The 22653-nt window shown below is 55.9% G+C and carries 23 protein-coding genes; 17 read left to right on the top strand and 6 right to left on the bottom strand.

Annotated elements, in window-relative coordinates; genetic code table 11:
• Window positions 1-84: 84 nt before the first annotated feature.
• Window positions 85-789 carry a CoA transferase subunit A gene (locus ACR0IY_RS14115; RefSeq protein ID WP_480674327.1) on the top strand — a complete coding sequence of 235 codons (705 nt, stop codon included), beginning with the start codon at window positions 85-87 and terminating at the stop codon, window positions 787-789.
• On the top strand, window positions 789-1415 hold the full coding sequence (locus ACR0IY_RS14110; RefSeq protein ID WP_480674325.1) for a CoA transferase subunit B: 627 nt from the start codon (window positions 789-791) through the stop codon (window positions 1413-1415). The genes ACR0IY_RS14115 and ACR0IY_RS14110 overlap by 1 nt, the downstream gene beginning before the upstream one ends.
• Before the next feature lie 42 nt (window positions 1416-1457).
• Here ACR0IY_RS14110 and ACR0IY_RS14105 read toward each other — a convergent pair whose 3' ends face one another.
• On the bottom strand, window positions 1458-2324 hold the full coding sequence (locus tag ACR0IY_RS14105; protein ID WP_480674323.1) for a lytic transglycosylase domain-containing protein: 867 nt from the start codon (window positions 2322-2324) through the stop codon (window positions 1458-1460).
• 351 nt (window positions 2325-2675) lie between these two features.
• On the opposite strand from ACR0IY_RS14105, the gene ACR0IY_RS14100 reads away from it, so the two are divergent.
• The 15 genes from ACR0IY_RS14100 (at window position 2676) to pdeM (ending at window position 17905) form a co-directional block, all read left to right on the top strand.
• On the top strand, window positions 2676-2879 hold the full coding sequence (locus ACR0IY_RS14100) for a Flp family type IVb pilin (protein ID WP_480674321.1): 204 nt from the start codon (window positions 2676-2678) through the stop codon (window positions 2877-2879).
• A gap of 82 nt (window positions 2880-2961) precedes the next feature.
• Entirely contained in the window at window positions 2962-3165 is a 204-nt protein-coding gene (locus ACR0IY_RS14095) for a hypothetical protein (protein WP_480674319.1), read from the top strand.
• A 151-nt stretch (window positions 3166-3316) separates the two neighbouring features.
• A complete protein-coding gene (gene cpaB, locus ACR0IY_RS14090) occupies window positions 3317-4192 on the top strand; it encodes a Flp pilus assembly protein CpaB (protein ID WP_480674317.1) in 876 nt (291 codons plus the stop codon).
• A gap of 191 nt (window positions 4193-4383) precedes the next feature.
• On the top strand, window positions 4384-5790 hold the full coding sequence (locus ACR0IY_RS14085) for a type II and III secretion system protein family protein (RefSeq protein ID WP_480674315.1): 1407 nt from the start codon (window positions 4384-4386) through the stop codon (window positions 5788-5790).
• A 17-nt stretch (window positions 5791-5807) separates the two neighbouring features.
• The gene (locus ACR0IY_RS14080; RefSeq protein WP_480674313.1) at window positions 5808-6431 is read left to right on the top strand and encodes an OmpA family protein; all 624 of its coding nucleotides are present in this window, start codon (window positions 5808-5810) and stop codon (window positions 6429-6431) included.
• Between the two features lie 197 nt (window positions 6432-6628).
• Window positions 6629-7861, top strand: coding sequence for a CpaE/TadZ family protein (locus ACR0IY_RS14075; RefSeq protein WP_480674311.1), 1233 nt, complete (start codon window positions 6629-6631; stop codon window positions 7859-7861).
• A 27-nt stretch (window positions 7862-7888) separates the two neighbouring features.
• Window positions 7889-9331, top strand: coding sequence for a TadA family conjugal transfer-associated ATPase (locus ACR0IY_RS14070; protein ID WP_480674309.1), 1443 nt, complete (start codon window positions 7889-7891; stop codon window positions 9329-9331).
• 11 nt (window positions 9332-9342) lie between these two features.
• Window positions 9343-10311 carry a type II secretion system F family protein gene (locus tag ACR0IY_RS14065; protein ID WP_480674307.1) on the top strand — a complete coding sequence of 323 codons (969 nt, stop codon included), beginning with the start codon at window positions 9343-9345 and terminating at the stop codon, window positions 10309-10311.
• Window positions 10312-10321: 10 nt separating this feature from the next.
• A complete protein-coding gene (locus tag ACR0IY_RS14060) occupies window positions 10322-11302 on the top strand; it encodes a type II secretion system F family protein (RefSeq protein WP_480674305.1) in 981 nt (326 codons plus the stop codon).
• Between the two features lie 65 nt (window positions 11303-11367).
• The gene (locus tag ACR0IY_RS14055; protein WP_480674303.1) at window positions 11368-11892 is read left to right on the top strand and encodes a tetratricopeptide repeat protein; all 525 of its coding nucleotides are present in this window, start codon (window positions 11368-11370) and stop codon (window positions 11890-11892) included.
• A 30-nt stretch (window positions 11893-11922) separates the two neighbouring features.
• The gene (locus ACR0IY_RS14050; RefSeq protein ID WP_480674302.1) at window positions 11923-12774 is read left to right on the top strand and encodes a tetratricopeptide repeat protein; all 852 of its coding nucleotides are present in this window, start codon (window positions 11923-11925) and stop codon (window positions 12772-12774) included.
• Window positions 12775-12777: 3 nt separating this feature from the next.
• Window positions 12778-13323 (top strand): prepilin peptidase, encoded by a 546-nt coding sequence (locus ACR0IY_RS14045; protein ID WP_480674300.1) that lies wholly within the window; start codon window positions 12778-12780, stop codon window positions 13321-13323.
• 118 nt (window positions 13324-13441) lie between these two features.
• Window positions 13442-14749, top strand: coding sequence for a P-loop NTPase family protein (locus tag ACR0IY_RS14040; RefSeq protein ID WP_480674298.1), 1308 nt, complete (start codon window positions 13442-13444; stop codon window positions 14747-14749).
• 40 nt (window positions 14750-14789) lie between these two features.
• Complete coding sequence (locus ACR0IY_RS14035; protein ID WP_480674296.1) at window positions 14790-17204, top strand: ligase-associated DNA damage response DEXH box helicase; 2415 nt, start codon at window positions 14790-14792, stop codon at window positions 17202-17204.
• A gap of 38 nt (window positions 17205-17242) precedes the next feature.
• Entirely contained in the window at window positions 17243-17905 is a 663-nt protein-coding gene (pdeM, locus tag ACR0IY_RS14030; RefSeq protein ID WP_480674294.1) for a ligase-associated DNA damage response endonuclease PdeM, read from the top strand.
• Between the two features lie 6 nt (window positions 17906-17911).
• Here the strand turns inward: pdeM and ACR0IY_RS14025 are convergent, their stop codons facing one another.
• The 5 genes from ACR0IY_RS14025 to ACR0IY_RS14005 form a co-directional block, all read right to left on the bottom strand.
• Window positions 17912-18658 (bottom strand): LytTR family DNA-binding domain-containing protein, encoded by a 747-nt coding sequence (locus tag ACR0IY_RS14025; RefSeq protein ID WP_480674292.1) that lies wholly within the window; start codon window positions 18656-18658, stop codon window positions 17912-17914.
• 206 nt (window positions 18659-18864) lie between these two features.
• Complete coding sequence (folD, locus tag ACR0IY_RS14020; RefSeq protein WP_480674291.1) at window positions 18865-19755, bottom strand: bifunctional methylenetetrahydrofolate dehydrogenase/methenyltetrahydrofolate cyclohydrolase FolD; 891 nt, start codon at window positions 19753-19755, stop codon at window positions 18865-18867.
• Window positions 19756-19807: 52 nt separating this feature from the next.
• Entirely contained in the window at window positions 19808-20113 is a 306-nt protein-coding gene (locus ACR0IY_RS14015; RefSeq protein WP_480674289.1) for a chorismate mutase, read from the bottom strand.
• Between the two features lie 58 nt (window positions 20114-20171).
• The gene (locus tag ACR0IY_RS14010) at window positions 20172-21848 is read right to left on the bottom strand and encodes a formate--tetrahydrofolate ligase (RefSeq protein ID WP_480674287.1); all 1677 of its coding nucleotides are present in this window, start codon (window positions 21846-21848) and stop codon (window positions 20172-20174) included.
• A gap of 144 nt (window positions 21849-21992) precedes the next feature.
• On the bottom strand, window positions 21993-22589 hold the full coding sequence (locus ACR0IY_RS14005; protein WP_480674286.1) for an MOSC domain-containing protein: 597 nt from the start codon (window positions 22587-22589) through the stop codon (window positions 21993-21995).
• Between the last annotated feature and the right edge of the window lie 64 nt (window positions 22590-22653).

Raw genomic sequence — 22653 nt, 5'->3', positions numbered from 1 at the left:
ACCACCCCCTGCCCGGTTTCATTGACTTCCCCGTGACGTGGCGGCACAACCTGCCCAACACCATGTCATTGGGGGAGTTTTTTTATGAAGAAAATCTATGCCAATGCCGCCGAAGCGCTCGATGGGGTGCTGACGGATGGCATGATGATAGCCGCAGGTGGCTTTGGCCTGTGCGGTATTCCCGAACTGCTGTTGGAGGCGATCAAGGACGCGGGTGCCCAGGACCTGACTTTTGCATCCAACAACGCAGGTGTGGACGATTTCGGCATCGGCATCCTGCTGCAGACCAAGCAGGTCAAAAAGATGATCAGCTCGTATGTCGGCGAAAATGCCGAGTTCATGCGCCAGTACCTGGCCGGTGAGTTGGAGCTGGAATTTAACCCTCAGGGTACTCTGGCCGAGCGGATGCGCGCCGGTGGCGCAGGTATCCCCGGTTTCTACACCAAAACCGGCGTCGGCACGGTGATCGCCGAGGGTAAGGAGCACAAAGACTTCAACGGTGAGACCTACATTCTGGAAGAAGGTATCTTTGCCGACCTCGCCATCGTCAAGGCCTGGAAGGCCGATGACACCGGCAACCTGATCTTCCGCAAGACCGCGCGCAACTTCAACGTGCCCGCCGCGACCTGCGGCAAAATCTGTATTGCTGAAGTTGAAGAGATCGTCCCACGCGGTTCCCTGGACCCGGATGCGATTCACCTGCCCGGCATTTATGTGCATCGCATCATTCAGGGCAGCCACGAAAAGCGCATCGAACAGCGCACCACCCGCAAGAAGGAGGACGCATAATGCCCTGGGATCGCAATCAGATGGCCGCCCGCGCGGCACAAGAGCTGGAAGACGGCATGTATGTGAACCTCGGCATCGGGATTCCGACGCTGGTGGCGAACTACGTGGGTGACAAGGACATCACCCTGCAATCCGAAAACGGCATGCTGGGTATGGGCCCTTTCCCGTTCGAAGGCGAAGAAGACCCCGACCTGATCAACGCAGGCAAACAGACGATCACCGAACTGTCCCGCACAGCCTATTTCGACAGCGCGACCTCGTTCGCCATGATCCGTGGCGGCAAAATCGCCGCTGCCGTTCTGGGCGCGATGGAAGTTGATGAAGAGGGCGATCTGGCCAACTGGATGATCCCCGGGGTGCTGGTTAAAGGCATGGGCGGTGCGATGGATCTGGTCGCTGGCGTGGGCCGCGTGATCGTGGTGATGGATCACACCAACAAGCATGGCAAATCCAAGCTGCTGAAGAAATGCACTCTGCCGCTGACCGGCAAGAAAGTTGTAAACCGCATCATCACCAATCTGGGCGTGCTGGATGTGGTCGAAGGCGGCCTTAAGATTATCGAGATCGCGGGAGGCGTGACCGAAGACGAAATTCGCGCTGCCACCGAAGCCAACATCGTTAACTAAGCCAGAAATAATGATAGGCCCACCAAAGCAGGTGGGCCTTTCCTAGTTCAGTGTCTGGAACACACATCCGTCAGTGATCAACTCGGGCGGCGTCGAGCATAAGGCCCGGGCGATCTGAAACGCCGCAAGAACTTTGGGTACGTAGTCCCGTGTTTCCGCATAGGGCGGTACGCCCTCATGTTTGCGCACCGCGCCCTCGCCCGCATTATACCCGGCCAGCACCAGAATCGGGTCGTTGCCGAACTCTTCCATCAACCAGTTCAAGTATTTCACACCGCCCGAGATATTCTGGGCCGGCTGAAAGCTGTCCTGAACCCCAAATCGTTTCGCAGTCGCGGGCATCAGTTGCATTAACCCTTGGGCACCGGCAGAACTGACCGCATCCGCACGACCTGCCGATTCCACCGAAATCACGGCCAGCACCAACGCGGGAGAGACATTTGTTCCCACGGTCGAACGTAGAATCTCGATCCCTTGCTGCTGCGCTATGTTCTGAAGGGTTTGTAGCCGCGGAGAAGCCACGTTGATCGCAGCCAAGGCTTTTATAGCGTCATTCAAACGCCCGGCTCGCGCCTCGGCCATCGCAGGTGAGATCGTGTCCCAAAATGCCTTGTATGATCCTACGGGTTTCTTCTGAGGCCCTGTCCCCGACACACTGGGTGGCACAACTTTGGTTCGCGCAATTATGTCCGGTATAACGATCTCGGCACCGGTACTGGGCGCAAACGGAGCCGCTGCATGTTCTTCAGGAGTAATCTGAACAGTAATCTTTGGACGTGCGCCTGGCTTTGGTGGCTTCACTCTCTTATAGACGCCCCTCGGCTCGATCTCGGTCGCGACCACGGGAGCAGCCCCAGACACCATCAACGCCAATACACAGACGCAAGTCATTGCATCCCGGAGATTCATTTTGCCCGCCTCATCTTTTTCTTTTGTTGGATTTGAACCCCGAATTCGACGGCAAAGCCAGAAAAACACGGTGAAATGGGGCAATTTCGCCTCATTTGGCGCAATTTTGCATCGACCGCATGAGTGACCACAAGTTAGATCAACTTTTTATCATTTTATTTTCAGGTACTTACGAGAAAAACTATCAAAAAGTTAAACGACAGCGCAAAAAAACTGTGTTTGGCCCAATTCCTGCCACGCCTACCCGTCAAACATAATGCCATACCGAGACGGTCGGGAGCGGACTGAGAGACGAAGCTCTGAAAGACGCCGAGGTTTAGATTACTTTTGATCCTTTAGGAGGGACGTAACATGATCAAGTTCATCAAGAACTTCCGTAAAGACGAAGACGGCGCCGTAACAGTAGACTGGGTCGTTCTGACCGCAGCCGTTGTGGGCCTGGCAGCAGTAGCATGGACACAAGTTAGCAGCGGTGTTGATGATCTGGCTGGCGACATCGACAGCGCCCTGACCGGCGTCGTTGTAACTGCACCGAACTCGGGCCCGACCCCGTAAGTTTGGTTAGAGTTTCGTAAGGGGGCTGCGCTCGAAAGAACGCGCCCCCTTTTTTTGTACCTTATTCTTAAGGATTCCCATGATGAGAGATTTTAAGAAGTTCATATCACGGGAAGATGGTGCGGTTACCGTCGACTGGGTTGTGTTGACTGCCGTCATCGTTGGCTTTGGCGCCATCATTTTGCTGAATTTGATCGATCCGATCAGACATGTTGACACCCAAACCGGTAACGCATTGTCCGCAATTGATGTCGTGGATCTGAATTTTGAATCTGGCGGCGATTAGACAGAGAACCCATTGGGCTGTCCGGAAAAGCACGGATGCCAAAAAATTCTCGGATTGTCCCCCATTTCGACACAATTCGCTTTTACGTACATAGCAATCGATGCTGCATGTCATGCGGCAGAAGTACTGAAATAAATAAGAGGGGGCGCGAATGCGTGCAGTATTTGGACTTGTCCTGATTGTCGGAGTAGCTTTGGCTGGCGGAGCCGTCTATTTGGCGCGCGACTACATCGTTCAGCATCAGGCTCAACTCGCCCGCGAACGCCAAGCCACGCAAGACGCTTTGGCCAACGTTAAGTCTGTCCCAACCGTTGGGGTCATCGTTTCGAATCGCTCTCTGAAATACGGAGAGCGCCTACTTGCCGAAGACGTTCGAATCGTAAACTGGCCCGAAGATGCTATTCCAGAAGGAACATTTCTGGATATGGCCGTACTGTTTCCTGAAAACGCCAAAGGTGACCGATTCGTTCTTCGCGCTATGGAAAAGGACGAGGCTCTGCTCGCCGTCAAAGTCACCAAACCTGGGGAGTCAGCTGGCCTGACGTCTCGCATTGAAAAAGGTAAACGTGCCTTTGCTATCAGCGTTGACGTCGCATCCGGCGTGTCAGGCTTCTTGCGCCCAGGCGATAGTGTGGATGTGTATTGGACAGGCAAAGTAACAGGTGGCTTTGAAGGCCGGGGCAACGAAATCACCCAGCTGATTCAAACCAATATCGAACTTATCGCCGTCGACCAGACTGCAGGGAGCGACCTGACAGGCGCGACAATTGCCAGAACGGTCACGGTCGCGGCTACACCGGAACAAATTGCTGCGCTGGCGCAGGCTCAAAACACCGGACGACTGTCCCTGGCTTTGGTTGGCGTTCAAGATGATACGGTGGCAACTGCAATCGAGATTGACCAGCAAAAACTACTCGGCCTCAAAGAGACCGCGCCCGCTCCGGTCAAAGTCGAAGAGAAAGTCTGCACCGTGAATACGCGACGTGGCGGAGAGATCGTAAAAACGGAAATACCCTGCACAAATTGACGTTAAATCAGGGATTTACCTATACAAGCCGCGCCCAGTGCGCGGCTTGTTTCGTTTGGGATGTTGCGCATTCCCCACATAAGGAAACTTCCAGAAACCCTTGATTATTGCAATAAATTCGTAATTCGCGCAGGGTAATTCATCATAGGGCACTAGACCCCAAACGAGGCGTGATCGGAGAGGCAGGTCACATGAAAATACGTTCCTGGATTAGCGCAACCCTACTTGGGTTGGCGCTTGTAACTGGTCCGGTCGGCACGACCGCCTGGGCTGAAACACTTCGCGTGGTCAAGAATGGAACAGCGGAAACGCTGGACGTTCCGATGAACCGCGCAATAGTTGTTGAGAGTGAAGAACCGTTCGCGGAACTCAGCATTGCAAATGCTGGCATCGCTGACATCTCCTCGCTTTCTGATCGCACTATTTATGTACTTGGTAAGGCTCCGGGCCTGACCACGCTGACCCTGTTTGACGGTGCTGGCAATCTGCTTGCGAACGTCCGGGTTCGCGTTTCGCCGGATGTCTCCGAGTTCAAAGAACGGTTGCGGCAGATTCTGCCGGCCGAACCCATCGAAGTGCGCACGGCAAATGATGGCATTGTACTTTCGGGTACAATTTCAAGCTCGGCCAAGCTGGCGCGGGCTCTGGAGCTGGCCGAACGCTACGCGCCAGAGCGTGTCTCGAATCTGATGTCAGTCGGTGGCGTACAGCAGGTTATGCTGAAAGTCCGGTTCGCCGAGATGAACCGGTCGGTTGCCAAAAGCCTGACCGCATCGCTTGGCTTCGGAGGCAGCGATGTGACCGGTGGTTTCAACACCTTGAACACGCAAGGTGCTCTGAACAACGCTTTGAACAACAATATCCCGCTTCAGCAGACCAACACGGGCGCGATCCTGTTTGGTTTTGGCGCCGGATCGACACAGGTTCGCCTGCTGTTAGAAGCGCTTGAGGCCAAAGGTCTTGCACGCAGTCTGGCAGAACCCAATCTGTCAGCCCTTTCGGGTCAGGAAGCTGAGTTCCTTGCCGGTGGCGAAGTTCCCATCCCCGTCCCCGCGGATGACGGCAATATTGCCATTGAATACAGGGCCTTCGGTGTACAGATGCTGTTCACCCCGCGCGTTGTAGACGGTGACCTTATCAACCTTGAAATGGGAACATCCGTATCGACCATCGACAACAGCTCGGATTTCACCATTGCCGGTAACAACGTGCCGACCTTCATCACTCGCCTGACCAAGACGACTGTTGAATTGCGAGATGGTGAAAGCTTTGCGATCGCAGGATTGATTCAGGATAACTTTGCTGACCTGAACAACCAGATTCCATGGCTGGGCGACGTTCCGGTGCTTGGGTCTCTTTTCCGCAGCGCGCAGTACCAACGCGAACAGACTGAGCTGGTCGTCATCGTAACGGCACATCTCGTGTCCCCGACACGTGGCGAAGCACTTGCACTGCCGACCGACCGGGTCAAACCGCCCAGCGAATTCGATCTGTTCATCAACGGCAAAACTGCACGCACCGTTCGCGCAGGCACCGGTGGAGCAGCGGAAGTCGCCAAGCAGGATTTCGGTAGCTCATACGGCTACGTCCTAGAATGATTAGGAGGATAGGACCAATGCAAAAGTGGATGCTAGCACTGGGTATTTCGGTCGCTGTCACCGCGTGTACGCGTGAGGCCGGATACGAAGTCGACCAAGGCGCCTTCGGCAATGCGACCCTGAACAACGTACAGGTCATGAACGGAGAATTGACCTATGCCCAAATCCTCGGCCAAAGATTCGCGGCCGAAGTACCGGTACAGATCAACTTTGCCTTTAACAGCTCTCAGTTGGATGAGTCCGCACGCAGAATTCTTCTGCGCCAGGCTGACTGGATCAAACAATTCCCAGAAGCGCGGTTCCGTGTTTACGGGCATACCGATGCAGTTGGCTCAACCGCGTACAACAAAGCTCTGGGTCAGCGGCGTGCAAATGCTGCCGTCGCCTTCCTGACGCAGCAGGGCATCTCGCGTTCCCGTCTGGAAGCGGTTGTTTCCTTCGGTAAATCACGGCCTCTCATCGATACTCCGAACAGAGATCGCCGTAACCGTCGTACGGTAACTGAGGTGTCAGGCTTTGTGGATCGCAAAGGTCAACTTCTGGACGGCAAGTACGCCGAAGTGATCTATCGCGAGTACGTCGAGAGTGCGACACGAGAAAGCTATATCGAGTCCACAGCTACGGGCGACGAAAGTGAATAATAACCAGAAATGGGCGACATCGTCGCCCATTTCCCAACAATTGGTTCTTTTGCGCCAAAATCTTGCCTAAGTTCCAAGCCACATTTTCAACAATTAGGTGACTAGCGGCCGAGTTTGGCCGTACCGGGGCAAGATCAAACCTAGCAGAGCTTTCGAGTTCGGTAGGTTGATCGGCCCTCACGATAAGGATTGTGTGAATGACGAGCGCATCGCCTGAAGACAATAATACTGCCATCCTGGCCTGTACCATCAGTCGTGATGTGCAGAATTTTGATTTGCTGATCGAAGATATGGAAGCCGCGTTAGGCGAACGCTGGGGCGATCTGGGCTTTGCAGAAGCGCTTGCTTTTTTCAGCCAACCGGACGCCGATTCTCTGGAATTCGTTGCACTGGCGATTGATGGAGAAGATGAAGACAACCTGTCTCTGATGGGTGAGATCATCACACGCGCCAAGGAAAAGAATATCAAGGTCGTTCTGATTGCCGAAGACGTCACACCGGCGTCTCTGCATCAGTTGCTGCGCAAGGGTGCGGATGAGTTCGTTCCCTACCCTCTTCCCGAAGGAGAGTTGCAGGAAGCCATTGATCGGATGAACAAACCTGACCCGGTCGCAGTTCAACAAACCGCAGTCCCGCTGACGCAGGGCGAATCGAAAGAAGGTGCACTTTTTGTTGTGCATGGTCTTGCCGGAGGTGTGGGTTCAACCACTTTGGCGGTAAATCTGGCATGGGAACTGGCGACCGTTTCCAGCAAAGAGGCACCCTCTGTTTGTCTGCTAGATCTGGACCTGCAGTTCGGCACCGTTTCGACCTATCTGGATCTTCCGCGCCGAGAGACCGTCTTTGAGATGCTGTCAGACACGGCATCGATGGATGACGAAGTGTTCTCGCAGGCTTTGCAGACTTATGAAGACAAAATGCAGGTTTTGACTGCACCGTCGGATATGGTCCCGCTGGACCTGATTACCCCGGAAGATATTGAACGTGTCGTAGACACAGCCCGCCGTCATTTCGACTATGTGATCGTGGACATGCCTTCGACGCTGGTTCAGTGGTCCGAAAATATCCTTCAGGCCGCACATGTTTATTTCGCGCTGATCGAACTCGACATGCGTTCGGCCCAGAACGCACTGCGTCTTAAGCGTGCTCTGCAAGCCGAAGAGCTGCCGTTCAACAAATTGCGCTTTGCACTGAACCGTGCGCCTAAATTTACGGACCTGAACGGAAAGAGCCGGGTTAAGCGGATGGGTGAAAGCCTGGGCATTTCGATTGACCTGCAACTGCCGGATGGTGGGAAGCCCGTTATGCAAAGCGGTGATCATGGTCTGCCGCTGGCAAATTCCGCAGCCAAGAACCCGCTGCGGCGGGAAATCGCAAAACTCGCGAAATCGCTTCACAGCTTGGGAAGCAGCGACGCAGAAGCCGCGTAATACGTTCCAAAAAGGGAGGGAGCCGCCGTGTTTTCTAGATACAAGAAACAGCCCGAAGCGCAGCCGGTTCAACCCCCGGCACAGGCCCAGGCAGAAGCGCCTAAGCCTGCTGAACAATCCGCGACGGCCAATGCCGTCGCCCGGCGACCAATTAAGAAGAAGGCCGCTGAACCAGTCGGATCTGACCGCGAACGCAAACGCAAAGAGCGCCTCAGCGAAATCAAGGTCGAGTTACACCGAGAGTTGCTAGAAAACCTGAACCTCGCAGCGCTCGAAAATGCTGGTGAAGCCGAATTGCGCGCTGAAATCAGCGCAATTTCCAGTGAGATATTGGAATCTCGCAATATCGTTCTGAATCGCGAAGATCGTTCTCAGCTGAACAAAGAACTGTATGATGAAGTGACCGGCCTTGGTCCGCTTGAGACGTTGCTACAGGACGATTCGGTCAACGATATTCTGGTCAACGGCCCACAACAGATTTTCGTGGAACGTCACGGCAAGCTGGAAATCAGCGACATCACATTCAAGGACGAAAAGCACCTGATGCGGATCATCGACAAGATCGTTTCCGCCGTGGGTCGTCGTGTTGATGAATCCAATCCCTATGTTGACGCGCGTCTGGCCGATGGATCCCGTTTCAACGCGATGGTTCCACCGATCGCCGTCGATGGCTCGCTGGTTTCAATTCGTAAATTTAAAAAAGACAAGCTGGGAATCGATGACCTGGTGAATTTCGGTGCCTTCACCGAAGAAATGGCCGCCTATCTACAAGCAGCCGTGTCCACCCGGCTGAATATTATCGTATCCGGCGGTACCGGTTCGGGTAAAACTACCACTCTGAACGCCCTGTCCAGCTTTATCGACGACGCCGAGCGCATCCTGACCATCGAGGATACAGCCGAACTTCAACTGCAGCAGACTCATGTTGGCCGGATGGAAAGCCGTCCGCCAAACGTGGAAGGCAAAGGTGAAGTCAGCCCGCGTGACTGTCTGAAGAACGCCCTGCGTATGCGCCCTGACCGCATTATCGTGGGCGAGACTCGCGGCGCCGAAGTGATCGACATGCTGCAGGCCATGAACACCGGCCACGATGGTTCGATGACCACGATCCACGCCAACTCGGCCCGTGACGGGATTTCCCGACTTGAGAACATGATCGCGATGGCAGGTATCGAGATGCCGATCAAGGCCGTCCGAAGCCAGATTTCAAGCGCTGTAAACCTGATCGTACAGGCCAGCCGTTTGCAAGACGGGTCGCGGCGCATGACCTCGATCACCGAGATTACCGGCATGGAAGGTGACGTGATCTCCATGCAAGAAATCTTTCGTTTTCAACGTGTTGGACTGACTCCCGACAACAAGATCATCGGTCATTTCACCGCCACTGGCGTGCGCAGCCACTATTCCGAGCGCTTCCGCCTGTGGGGCTTTGACTTGCCCGCGTCGATCTACGAACCAACGACAATGTAGGAGATCTGATCATGCAACTGCCTGTTGAGGCACTCATATATGTCGTGATCTTCGTCGCGGTGTTCTTTCTGGTCGAGGGCATCTACCTGGTGGCGTTCGGCAAGTCTATCAGCCTGAACAGCCGGGTGAATCGTCGTCTCGACATGCTCGATAAAGGGGTCGGGCGTGAACAGGTTCTTGAGCAGCTGCGCAAGGAAATGCAGCAGCACATGAAATCGCAGAGCATACCGCTCTATTCGCTGCTGGCTGACAAGGCGCAAAAGGCGGCAATCGCGTTCAGCCCCCGGCAATTGATCATGATCATGGTCCTGGTGTCAGCCTTTGCTTTTGCAGGCCTTAGTATCGGCACCGCAACCGAAGTAGTCCTTCGGGTGGCGCTGTCGGTGGCGATCGGGGTCGGTGGCGTTTACACTTGGGTAAGCCGCAAAGCGAATAAACGCATGGCCCTTCTGGAAGAACAACTGCCTGACGCGGTTGAACTTATGGTCCGGTCCCTGCGCGTTGGTAACCCCTTTGTCTCGTCTATCCAGATAGTTGCGGATGAAGTGCAAGACCCGCTGGCTACTGAATTCGGCGTAATCGCTGATGAATGCGCTTATGGTCGCGACGTGAGCGAAGCCATGAAAGATCTGGCAGAACGACTGGATATGCAGGACCTGCGGTTTTTGTCCGTCGCCGTTGGTATCCAACAGCAATCAGGCGGTAACCTTGCCGAGATCCTGGCCGGTCTTGCTCAGGTAATCCGTGCCCGATTCCGCTTGTTCCGCAGGGTCAAGGCTATCACCGCCGAGGCACAATGGTCGGGCAAATTTTTGTCAGGTTTCCCGCTGTTCTGCCTGGTCTTCATTCTGGTCTCAGACCCCGGATATTATGACGAAGTGCTAGATCATCCCTGGTTCATTCCGGCGTGTTTCTTTGTCGGAATCATGCTGACGCTGAACATCATCGTCATGAAAATTCTGACCAACATCAAGGTTTGAGGACACCGCTATGGAAATCATGACCCAAGTCAATGAAATGCTGAAACAGCACCTGGGCGAGTTCGGGCCGGTTATTGTCCTTGGTGTGCTGGGATTATTCATGATCCTGGTGACAATTCCCATAATGATGAACCAGCGTGAGGATCCGCTGAAGAAACTGCAACGGTCGAATTCCGCGCCGAAGCAAAACAAAAAAGACAAAAAGGATAAGCTGCGTAATTCCAGCCGCAACGAGCAGCTTGAAAAGTTTGCAACATTTCTGGAACCCCAGAACGAAGAAGAGCTGTCCGCCATGCAGCTCAAGCTGCGTCAAGCCGGGTATCACTCGAAGGATTCGGTGCGCTTCTTCCACTTTGCTCAATTTGCACTGGGAATCGTTGGCATCTTGATCGGCGTTTTGTTGGTGACTGTGCTTGCTGGCGACCAGGAGTTTACCAGCACGCAGATGGGGGTCCGGGTTCTGATACCAGCAGCAGCGGGGTACTACCTGCCACGCTATTGGATCACGCGCCGTGTAGAAGAACGCAAAGAGGCAATCACTGCCGGTTTCCCTGATACGCTGGACCTCATGCTGGTTTGCGTCGAGGCCGGTCAATCTCTGGATCAGGCAATTGTACGGGTGGCAGCTGAGATGAAAGCCTCCTACCCGGAAATTGCGCAGGAGTTCGAAGTCGTCGCTTATGAATTGAAAGCCGGCAAAGAAAAAGACACTGTCCTGCGTGATTTCGGAACGCGTTGCGGCGTGCAAGACGTTAGTGCATTTGTGACCGTCATGATCCAATCGGCAACATTTGGTACATCAATCGCTGAAGCGTTGCGGGTTTACGCCGGTGAGATGCGCGACAAACGCGTAATGCGCGCGGAAGAGGCCGCGAATAAGTTGCCAACTAAAATGACACTTGCCACAATGATGCTTACGGTACCGCCGTTGCTGGTCATTCTGGTCGGGCCTTCGGCAAACAACCTCGCAAAATTTTCAGGCGGTGGCTAAAAAACTAAATGTTCTTGATTGTCAGGCGCGTCCGATCCGGGATACCCCAAGCATTTAAGGCCGCCATGGTTTTCGCCATGGTGGCCTCTTGCACTGATACGGGGTTGTCAGGCGATCTCGATGCTCCGGGAATCGATCCGAAAGGTCAGAGCGTCGACGAAATCACGGTCGGAAATCGGCTGATGGCGGCCGGAGAGTACGAACTGGCATTGGATTCATTTAGCCGCGCCGCGCTGGACCAGGGAATGACGACAGAGATTCTGACTTCAATGGGCACAGCAAACCTTGGTCTCAGGCGCCTTGGGCAGGCCGAAGATTTGCTGCGTCGCGCTGTTGATAACAACCCTGACTGGCCTGCCCCATGGAACAATCTTGGTGTCCTGCTGGTCGAAAAAGGCGAATACCCCGAAGCGGCAAATGTATTCCAACGTGCGTATGCGTTGGACAATGGCGAAAGTGACGCAATCCGGGACAATCTGCGCTTAGCGCTCGCAAAAATGGAAAATCCTGTTAATACTGTCGAAGAAGAACAAGAATATACGCTGGAGCAGCTAGGCGACGGACAATTCAGGCTTCGCAAGCTCCCGTAATATAGGCAAGAGCAGTATAGGGACGCGAAAATGCGCCAACATTTCTTGATTCCGTCTATCGTGATGTGCGGGCTGGTTCTTTCGGCCTGCGAAAAAGAGACCGAAGAAGAAAAGGTCGAACGCACGTTTCAGGAAATAAACGTCATCGATGAAACCAACCTGAACGAGGTTCTGCTGACCGCCGCTGATCCAAACGAGGCGGTGACTTACTTCCAAGGTGCAACTTCCAAGAACCCAGATCGGATTGACCTGCAGCGGGGTCTGGCGATTTCTCTGGCGCGCGCAAAACGAACAACCGAGGCGGCCTCAGCTTGGAAAAAAGTGACCTCGATGAAAGGCGTCACAAACACAGACAGGGTCGAATACGCGGACGCCTTGGTTCGCTCCGGGAACTGGAGCCAGGCCAAGTCAGTTCTGGATTCAATTCCGCCGACATTCGAAACCTTCAAAAGATACCGGCTTGAGGCCGTGGTGGCCGATTCCAGAAAGGATTGGAAGCGCGCGGATCATTTCTATGAAACCGCGGTGGGTCTGACCACGCGGCCCGGCAGCGTCATGAACAACTGGGGTTATTCCAAACTGACTCGCGGCCAATATGCCGAAGCTGAACGTCTGTTTACCGATGCAATCCGTCAGGACAATTCCCTGTTCACCGCCAAGAACAATCTGGTGCTGGCCCGGGCTGCCCAGGGCAACTACAGCATGCCGGTTGTTCCCATGTCCCAGATTGAACGGGCCATGTTGCTGAACACGATGGCGATCTCTGCGGTTAAGCAGGGCGATGTCGCTACGGCTAAAAACCTCTTCCGCGAAGCGATTGCCACGCATCCTCAGCATTATGACGAAGCCGTCCGTTCGCTGCGCGCCCTTGAGGAAGCCTGATCGATGAACATCCCCGCGCTTGCTGCGTTGTGGTTCCTTCCGTTCGTTCTGCCCATCTGTTTTTATGTGGCATATACGGATCTAAAGGACATGCTGATCAAGAACCACGCCGTTGTCGCGTTGTTTCTGGTCTTTGTCGTTCTCGGCTTGTTTGTTTTACCCCCGTGGTCGACCGAATGGACCCAGGGCGGGATTGGTCCGCTACAGGTTTCGCTGCCCCCGTATATCTGGCAGTTGCTGCATGTGTTGATTGTCCTGATATTGGGCATTCTGTTCAACGCAGCGGGCATAATGGGGGCCGGCGATGCTAAGTTTCTGGCCGCGGCTGCACCCTTTGTATGGCCCGGTGATTACACGTTGATGATGTTCATTCTCGCGTCAACCACCGTTGCGGCCTTTGTCACTCATAGACTGGCCCGAAACACACCGCTGCGCAGCATCGCGCCGAATTGGGAAAGCTGGAACCGGACCAAACAATTTCCAATGGGTTTCTCGTTAGGCGGCAGCCTGGCTATCTATCTGATCATGGGCACTGTTTACGGCTCGTAAACTATCATTAACCCGCCTTGTCCCTGCCTTGGTGCTGACACAAATCACCGCCAAATTTTTCCGTAACCAGCCCTTTTCGGGGCTCTTTGCGTGATTACTGGATAGGCGGGCAACGCTCATGAATATGCAGACAACCTCGGTAATGGCCCCCCCTGCCCCCAAGGGTTTGGGCGAAATGAAATTGCCCATCATCATGATGCGCGACATCATGTTGAAAACAATCTTCCGCAAGAACGTGGACACCGTGAGCGAGATCGCTCAGGCCATCTGTCTACCCGGTTCCGTCACGCAGGAGCTGATTGACATGGCCCGCGAGCAAAAGCTGCTCGAAGCCACCGGTACGCTCAACGCCAACAGCGGCAATGAGATGGGCTACCAGCTGACCGATGCCGGAAAGGCGCGCGCTTTGGATGCGCTGAGCCAATCAGAGTATTTCGGAGCCATGCCCGTACCACTGGATGTTTACCGCGAACAGGTCAAACGCCAATCGATCCGCAACATTCAGGTTACCCGCGACCAACTTGTCGGAGCGATGGGCCATCTTGTTCTCCCCGACAGCCTGCTGGACCATCTGGGCCCGGCGGTCAGTGCCGGTCGGTCAATCCTGATGTATGGCCCTCCGGGCAACGGTAAGTCGTCGATTTCGAACGGAATCAGGGACGCGCTGGGGGACAATGTCTATGTGCCCTATGCTATAGAATATGCCGGTCAGGTGATTACCGTATATGACCCAATCGTTCACACCGCGATCGAACAGGCACCCGATGATCCAAATAGCCTGCGCCGCCGCAAGCGGTTCGACTCGCGCTATGTTCAGTGCGAGCGGCCAACGGTTGTGACGGGTGGTGAATTGTCACTCAGCATGCTGGATCTGGTCTACAACCCTACAGCGCGGACGTATCAGGCCCCCTTGCAGCTGAAATCAACCGGCGGCATCTTCATTGTGGATGACCTTGGACGTCAGCAGGAACCGCCGCAAGCTCTGATCAACCGCTGGATTGTTCCGCTGGAAGAAAGCAAGGACATCCTCGGTCTGCAATCGGGTGAGAAATTCGAAGTGCCGTTCGACACGCTGGTTATCTTCTCGACCAACTTCCACCCAAATGAGATTTTCGACCAAGCGGCCCTGCGCCGGATCTTCTTCAAGATCAAGATCGACGGCCCGAACCAAGAGAATTTCCTTAAAATCTTCGCAATGGTGGCCCGCAAACGCGGCATGCCACTGGACGAAGCCGCACTGGTACACCTGTTAAAGGTCAAATACCCAACCATCAGCAATACCTATGCGAACTATCAGCCGATCTTCCTGATCGATCAGATGATCTCGATCTGCGAATTCGAAGGCATCCCCTATCAGATGAGCCCCGACCTGATCGACCGCGCATGGTCCAACATGTTTGTAAAAGACGAGAAAATCGTCAAATAACGCCGTGCCAATTTCCTGACGGGCCGGGTAATCTGCGCACATGACGCAGATTCCCGCCCGCATTACAGATTGGTTTGCCGCCAAGGGCTGGTCCATCCACCCCCATCAGCAAGACATGTTCGACCGGGCCTCGGACCCCGCGACATTGCTGATCGCTCCGACCGGGGGTGGCAAGACAATGGCTGGGTTCCTGCCCACTCTGGCCGAGCTGTCACAACACGACCACACAGGCCTGCACACCATTTACGTTTCGCCATTAAAGGCACTGGCCGCCGACATTCGCCGCAACCTGCGCGGCCCGGCGGACGAGATCGGCCTGCCCATCCGCATCGAGGACCGCACCGGTGACACCTCGGCCACGCAGAAAAAGCGTCAGCGGGTGGACCCACCGCATATTCTGCTGACCACACCCGAAAGCCTTGCCCTGCTGACATCGTATGAGGACGCACCACGTATGTTTGCCGGTGTCCGACGGGTGATCGTTGACGAAATCCACGCGTTGGCTGAAAGCAAGCGTGGGGATCAGTTGATGCTGGCACTCGCTCGGCTGCAATCCCTGTGCCCTGATCTGCGCCGGGTCGGGCTTTCGGCCACGGTCGAGGACCCCGAAGCCATCGCACGTTTTCTGGCCCGGCACCCCGATCCCTGCCAGATCGTAAAGGCCGACCCCGGCCCTGACCCGGATATCCGCATGCTGGAAACACAGGAGATTCCCCCATGGTCAGGTGGGGGTGCGGCTTACGCGATCCCAGCGGTGCTAGACCAGATCAAGCAGCACAAGACCACGGTGATCTTTCACAACACACGCGCCCAGGCCGAAATTTTCTTTCACAACCTTTGGCTCGCCAACGAGGACGGTCTGCCCATTGGTATCCACCACGGCAGTCTTGACCGTCAGCAGCGCGAACGGGTCGAGGCTGCCATGGTACGCGGAGACCTGCGTGCCATTGTCTGCACCGGCAGTCTGGATCTGGGCATTGACTGGGGGGACGTTGATCTGGTGATCCAGATTGGTGCCCCCAAAAACGTCAAACGTCTGGTTCAACGGATCGGTCGGGCAAACCACCGCTACAACGCGCCCTCCAAGGCCCTGCTGGTGCCCGCTAACAGGTTTGAGGTCGTGGAGTGCGTCGCTGCGCTTGAGGCCGCCAAGGCCCATGAATTGGACGGTGAGCCGCGCGGCCCCGGCCCCCGCGACGTGTTGTGTCAGCATATCCTGATTGCAGCCGCAGCAGGCCCGTTCGACGCAAACGTTTTGTTTACGGAAATGACCGCGGCCGGGCCTTACGCTCAGCTAAGCCGGATGGAATTCGATGCCTGCCTGGAGTTCTGCGCAACCGGCGGCTACGCCCTGCGCGCCTATGACCGCTGGCAGCGGTTGCAGCAGCGCCCGGATGGACGGTGGCAATTGCGTGACCCCCGTGCAGCCCAGCGTATCCGCATGAATCTGGGCACCATTCAGGACACGGACACATTGAAAGTTCGCCTTAAACGCAATCGTGGTGGCAAACCGTTGGGCGAGGTCGAAGAAGGTTTTGCGGCCTCTCTCACCCCCGGAGACACTTTTTTGATCGGTGGCCAGATCGTGCGCTATGAGGGGCTGCGCGAAATGGTCGTTGAGGTCAGCCGCCGCGCGGATCGCAAGCCCAAGGTCGCTGTGTTCTCAGGTACGAAATTCGCCACCTCGACGCAGCTCAGCGACCGTATCCTGCGGATGTTTGCGCAGCCCGATTGGCCACAACTGCCTGAACATACGGCCGACTGGCTTGCGCTTCAACGCGACATGTCCCGCCTGCCCCAACGCGACCGGCTGTTGATCGAAAGCTTTCCCAATGACGGGCGTGAGCATCTGTGTGTCTACGGTTTCGCCGGACGGAACGCGCAGCAAACGCTGGGGTTGCTGTTGACCAAGCGGATGGAGGAAACCGGGCTCGCCCCGCTGGGTTTCGTGGCCACTGACTATGCAACACTGATCTGGGGGCTGGACGCGGTAACGGACCCGCGCCCGCTGTTTCAGCTGGGAGCCTTGCGCGACGGGCTCGAGACGTGGCTGGCTGGCAACGCGGTAATGAAGCGGACATTCCGCGCCTCGGCCACGATTGCCGGGCTGATCGAACGCAACACCGGGGGTCAACGCAAGAGCGGGCGGCAGGCGACATTCTCTTCGGATATCCTTTATGACACGCTACTGAAGTATGACCGTGACCACCTGCTGATGCAGATCACACGCGAAGAGGCCATGCGCGGTCTGGTCGATTTTGGGCGGATCGAGGCGATGATTGCCCGTATCGGAGACCGCATTGATCTGCTGAGGCTGGATCGTGTCTCGCCCCTTGCTGCGCCGCTGTTTCTTGAGGTCGGCAAGGTTCCGGTCAAAGGCGCCGCCGAGGAACGTCTTTTGGCCGAAGAAAGCGCACGTTTGTTGCAGGCCGCAGGGTTGCAACCCCACCAATAGCGCTTGCACCCTGAACTAAAACGCGCAAAGAACGTATCATGAACGAAGTGACGTTTTCATTTGCCGGACAATCTTTGTCTGCTCTGGGATCAGGGGCATTGTGGTGGCCCGAGCAAAACCTGCTCTGCGTGTCCGACCTGCATCTGGGCAAGTCCGAACGCATCGCACGCCGGGGCGGTCCAACCCTGCCACCTTACGACAGTCAGGATACCCTGACACGCCTTGCCGCTGATATCGACCGAACCAATCCCGGTACTGTAATCTGCCTTGGTGACAGTTTTGACGACCTGGACGCATCAATGGCGATGGATTCATCAGAGAAGCAGGCTATCACGACCCTGCAAGCCGGCAGGCGATGGATCTGGATTGAGGGTAACCATGATCCCGGCCCGATTGATCTGGGTGGCACGCATCTGTCCGAATGCAAATTTGGCCCCCTGAACTTTCGACATATCGCTCAACCTGAAGCCCAATCCGAGGTCTCAGGCCACTATCATCCGAAAGCCCGATTTAAAGCCCGCGGTCGCGCAATCACAAGGCCTGCATTTCTGGTGGATCAAGCGCGGCTGATCCTGCCAGCCTATGGTACGTATACCGGTGGGCTCCGCAGCTCTGATCACGTTTTGAACGGCTTGATGAGCGATCGGGCTATCGCCATTCTAACTGGTCTACAGCCCCAGATCATTCCGATGCCAAGGTAACCTCGGTTAGACTATCCCATCGCGCTCTAGCATGGGTTTGTACTTTCGGCTGACAGGCACCAGATCGTCGTTCTTCAGACGCAGAAAGACCCTCCCTCCCGTCCTTTGGACCCCGACTATCGCATCATCAGCGACCCAATGAGACCGGTGCGTGCAATGACCCGGCATTGGCTCCATTTCTGCGATCGCGTCTGTAAATCGTGATCGGATGGTGAATGTGCCTTCGGAGGTTACAACGTCAACAAAGTGATCCCGGACGATCAGGCGGTAGACCTCTCCGCCGAATGTTGGCGGCAACCGCTTTGCGAGGCGTGGCAATATCGCAACCACCTCATCCTTCGTTGGCTCTGCCTGATCATGGCCTCGCACCAAAAGCAACCCGGTTGCGAACAGCGCACCATATGGTGCCACCGACAACAGGTTCGGGGCTTGTTGCCCTCCGACAGTGCACATGAGGTAGGACATTAGCCAAACCGAAGGAACAAATAGCGCAAGAATGAATGCAGCCAATGCCAGATCGCGCCAGGATATATGCGAATCTGCTAAAACTGTCCGGGCCATTTTTCTGGCAATCCACGTCACGCACAACGCCAAGCCCACAACACCGAGCCAAAACACCAGGCGCTGAGAAAATGTCAGATAGAGGGCCGGAAAGGGTTGGAAGGCACAAGCCAACAATGGTGGAAAGGTAAGCCCTGCAATCGCTCTGCGCAGTGTGATTTCGGCCAGGATTGGGCGAAGGTCGAATTTCATACCAACTCAAAAACGGTCTGCGGAGCCCAGCCTCAACCTCCGACGACCGATTAATGCACTTCGTAACCGGCTGGAATTATTTGTTTATCATCGAAGGCACGCGCATTCCAACCCCATCCCGGCAAACTTAATGCGAGATTAATGAAACAAAAGGGCCGAAGAGTTTCTACCCTTCGGCCCACAATACAAGTGCTTTTCAGCGGTAATCAGGCTGTCAGTCCTTCGGGTTCCGGCAGGCCGTTTGCGCGGCAGCAAGCCGTCAAAGTGTTGGCCAGCAAGCATGCGATGGTCATCGGCCCGACCCCACCCGGCACCGGGGTGATCGCTCCGGCGCGTTCGGCAGCGCTGGCATAGTCCACATCACCTACCAGCTTGTTCTTGCCGTCACGCTCGATCCGGTTGATGCCCACGTCGATGACGGTTGCGCCTTCCTTGATCCAGTCGCCCGGCACCATCTCGGGCCGGCCTACGGCAGCCACAACGATATCGGCGCGTCGCACAACGTCCGGCAGGTCCTTGGTGCGGCTATGCGCGATAGTCACGGTGCAGCTATCGCCCAACAGCAATTGTGCCATCGGTTTTCCCACGATATTCGACCGGCCAATCACAACCGCATCCATACCCGACAGCGAACCATGATGATCACGCAGCATCATCAGGCAGCCCAGCGGAGTGCAAGGCACCATCGACTTCTGACCAGTCCCCAACAGACCCACGTTCGAGATGTGAAAGCCATCAACATCCTTGGCCGGATCGATCGAGTTGATCACCAGATCCTCATTCAGATGTTTGGGCAACGGTAGCTGGACCAGAATGCCATGCACGGCGGGATCATTGTTCAACTTATCGATCAGCGCCAGCAGGTCTTTTTCCGAAGTGTCGGCATCCAGCTTGTGCTCGTACGAGTTCATGCCGACTTCGACAGTCATCTTACCTTTCGAGCGGACATAGACCTGGCTTGCAGGGTCTTCACCCACCAGAACCACCGCAAGACCGGGGGTGATGCCGTTTTCCTCTTTCAGCTTTGCAACCTGATCGGCAACCTGCCCGCGCACCTTGGCGGCAAAGGCCTTCCCATCGATAACCTGCGCTACCATCTTTTGATCCCTTCTATCAAAAACGGATCGGGCGCATGGGGCGCCCGGTCATTCAGTCTGGGCCGAGTACACGCTCTTCGCGGGCAATCGACCAGTCAATCAAAATGCGCCACAACTGTTCGGCAAGTTCGGGGTCCATTCCCAGTTCGGCAGAACTTGCACGCACGCGCTGCACCACTTCTTCGACACGGTCCGGGATTCGAGCAGGTAAGCCCTCGCCCGGCTTCAGCTCAGACGCGCGGTCTATGTAGCTTACCCGCGTTACCAACAATTCGATCAGTTGGCGGTCCAGCTTGTCGATCTGAGGCCGCAGTTCCTGCATCGAATGGCAGTCTTGCGGCGGTGTCAGAGTGGGCATCGTGATCTCCTCATGGCCCGGGGGATTCCCCGGACCACGAGATGTCCTATTCGGCGGCTTAGAACAAGCCCTCGATCTCACCTGCGTCATTGAGGCAGATGGTTTCCGCAGCCGGTTTGCGCGGCAGACCCGGCATGGTCATGATCTCACCGCAGACAACCACGATGAAGCCGGCACCTGCAGACAGGCGAACTTCGCGTACCGGAACCGAGTGGCCGGTCGGCGCGCCACGCAGGGTCGGATCGGTCGAGAACGAGTACTGGGTTTTCGCCATGCAAACCGGCAGATTGCCGTAGCCGGCCTCTTCCCATTCGCGCAGCTGGTTGCGGATCTTGTTGTCGGCCAGCACTTCATCGGCGCGGTAGATACGCTTGGCGATGGTTTCGATTTTCTCGAACAGCGGCATTTCGTCGGGATAGATCGGCGCGAAGTTCGCCGCACCGTTCTCGACGATTTCCACAACTTTCTCAGCCAGAGGCGCAGAGCCGTCCGAACCCAGTTCCCAGTGACGCGACAGGATCGCTTCGACGCCATGCTCTGAGCAATAGTCTTTCACGGCCTGCACTTCGTCATCCGTATCGGTGACAAAGTGGTTGATGGCGACCACAACCGGCACACCAAAAGACTTCACGTTTTCGATGTGGCGACCAAGGTTGGCACAGCCAGATTTCACCGCGTCAACGTTTTCAGCACCCAGATCAGCCTTGGCAACGCCGCCGTTCATCTTCATCGCGCGCACTGTGGCAACCAGAACCACAGCCGAAGGCGCGATCCCCGCCTTGCGGCACTTGATGTTCATGAATTTCTCTGCACCAAGATCGGCACCAAAGCCAGCCTCGGTGACGACGTAGTCAGCCACTTTCAGGGCGGTCTTGGTCGCGATGACCGAGTTACAGCCGTGCGCGATGTTGGCGAACGGGCCGCCGTGGACAAATGCCGGGTTGTTTTCCAGCGTCTGCACCAGGTTCGGCTGCATGGCATCTTTCAGCAGAACAGTCATCGCGCCTTCGGCCTTGATGTCGCGGCAGTAGACCGGAGTTTTATCACGGCGGTAGGCAACGATGATATCACCCAGACGCTTCTCGAGGTCTTTCAGGTCGTTGGCCAGGCACAGGATCGCCATAACTTCTGATGCCACGGTGATGTCAAAACCAGCTTCGCGCGGGAAACCGTTCGAAACGCCGCCCAGCGAGGCAGTGATCTGACGCAGAGCGCGGTCGTTCATGTCGACCACACGACGCCATGCAACGCGACGGATGTCGATGTCGCATTCGTTGCCCCAGTAGATGTGGTTGTCGATCATCGCCGACAGAAGCGAGTGGGCCGAAGTGATTGCGTGGAAGTCGCCGGTGAAGTGCAGGTTCATCTCCTCCATCGGAACAACCTGCGCGTAACCGCCACCCGCTGCGCCGCCCTTCATACCAAAGTTCGGGCCAAGCGAGGCTTCGCGGATACAAATCATCGCGTTTTTACCGATACGGTTCAGACCATCGCCCAGACCCACGGTGGTGGTGGTTTTACCTTCGCCCGCTGGGGTCGGGTTGATCGCGGTGACAAGGATCAGCTTGCCATCTTCGCGATCCTGAACCGAGTTGATGAAATCCTGGCTGACCTTCGCCTTGTCGTGACCGTAGGGCAGCAGATCGTCGCTGGAGATACCCAGCTTGGCACCGATTTCCTGAATCGGTTTCTTGTTCGCTTCGCGGGCGATTTCGATGTCGGATTTGTAGCTCATTGGCCAGAGTCCTTGGTTGAATTCCGTGCAAAACCGACGCCGCGCGCCGGTGCTGCGCAACACATACCGTTGTGCACAAAACGAATGGCTATGAATTCCGACATAATTGTGCCTTGAAACGTCGTTGCGTCACTTCGGCCGTTTCTAATCGGAAACGGTTGTCCTTTTTGGTACCCAGTGCCGTTGATCCGGCACAAACAGAGCCATCTGATCGCCCAACCGCAGCGTACCGGGACGCTCCACCCAAGCCGTTACACCCCGCCGGCCCTTGGCCGCAGGTTTGAAGGATGCACCGTGGCCCGGCAGGTCGGCTTCGATCTCACGGCCCGGCAGGACACAGGGGCGGTTCTCCATATCCACAGTAACTGTGAGGCCATCGGACACCTGCAACCGCGATGATGGAGGGATGTGGGTGAAGTCGGGTATGCCTCGCACCACAATGCTGGCCCCCAGATACGAGGGATCGAGGTAATCCAGACCCATCTCCTTGGCGATGGCATCCACTTCCTCGGCAGACAGAATGGTGAGCTGCCGTACATTTCGGATCTCGGTGCCTTCGGGGTAGACATTGCCTACTCGCACACAGGATTCGCGATTGCTTCCTTCGTGACGGGCGCCCCTGTCGCCTGCAAAACCAAGATCCAGTGCATCAACGGAATGGGCCTTTAGAGACTCACCAGCAGGCACATGTCCCAGCCAGACGACATTCCCCGCGTATTCTGTTTTCTTTAAAACCGGCATGTCTATGACACCCTTGCCTTGCGGATATGCTACGACACCGTCAAAGCAGATACGGATCACCAAT

The organism is Ruegeria sp. BC1 (assembly GCF_056539305.1).
This window is presented reverse-complemented; position numbering and strand designations above follow the sequence as displayed.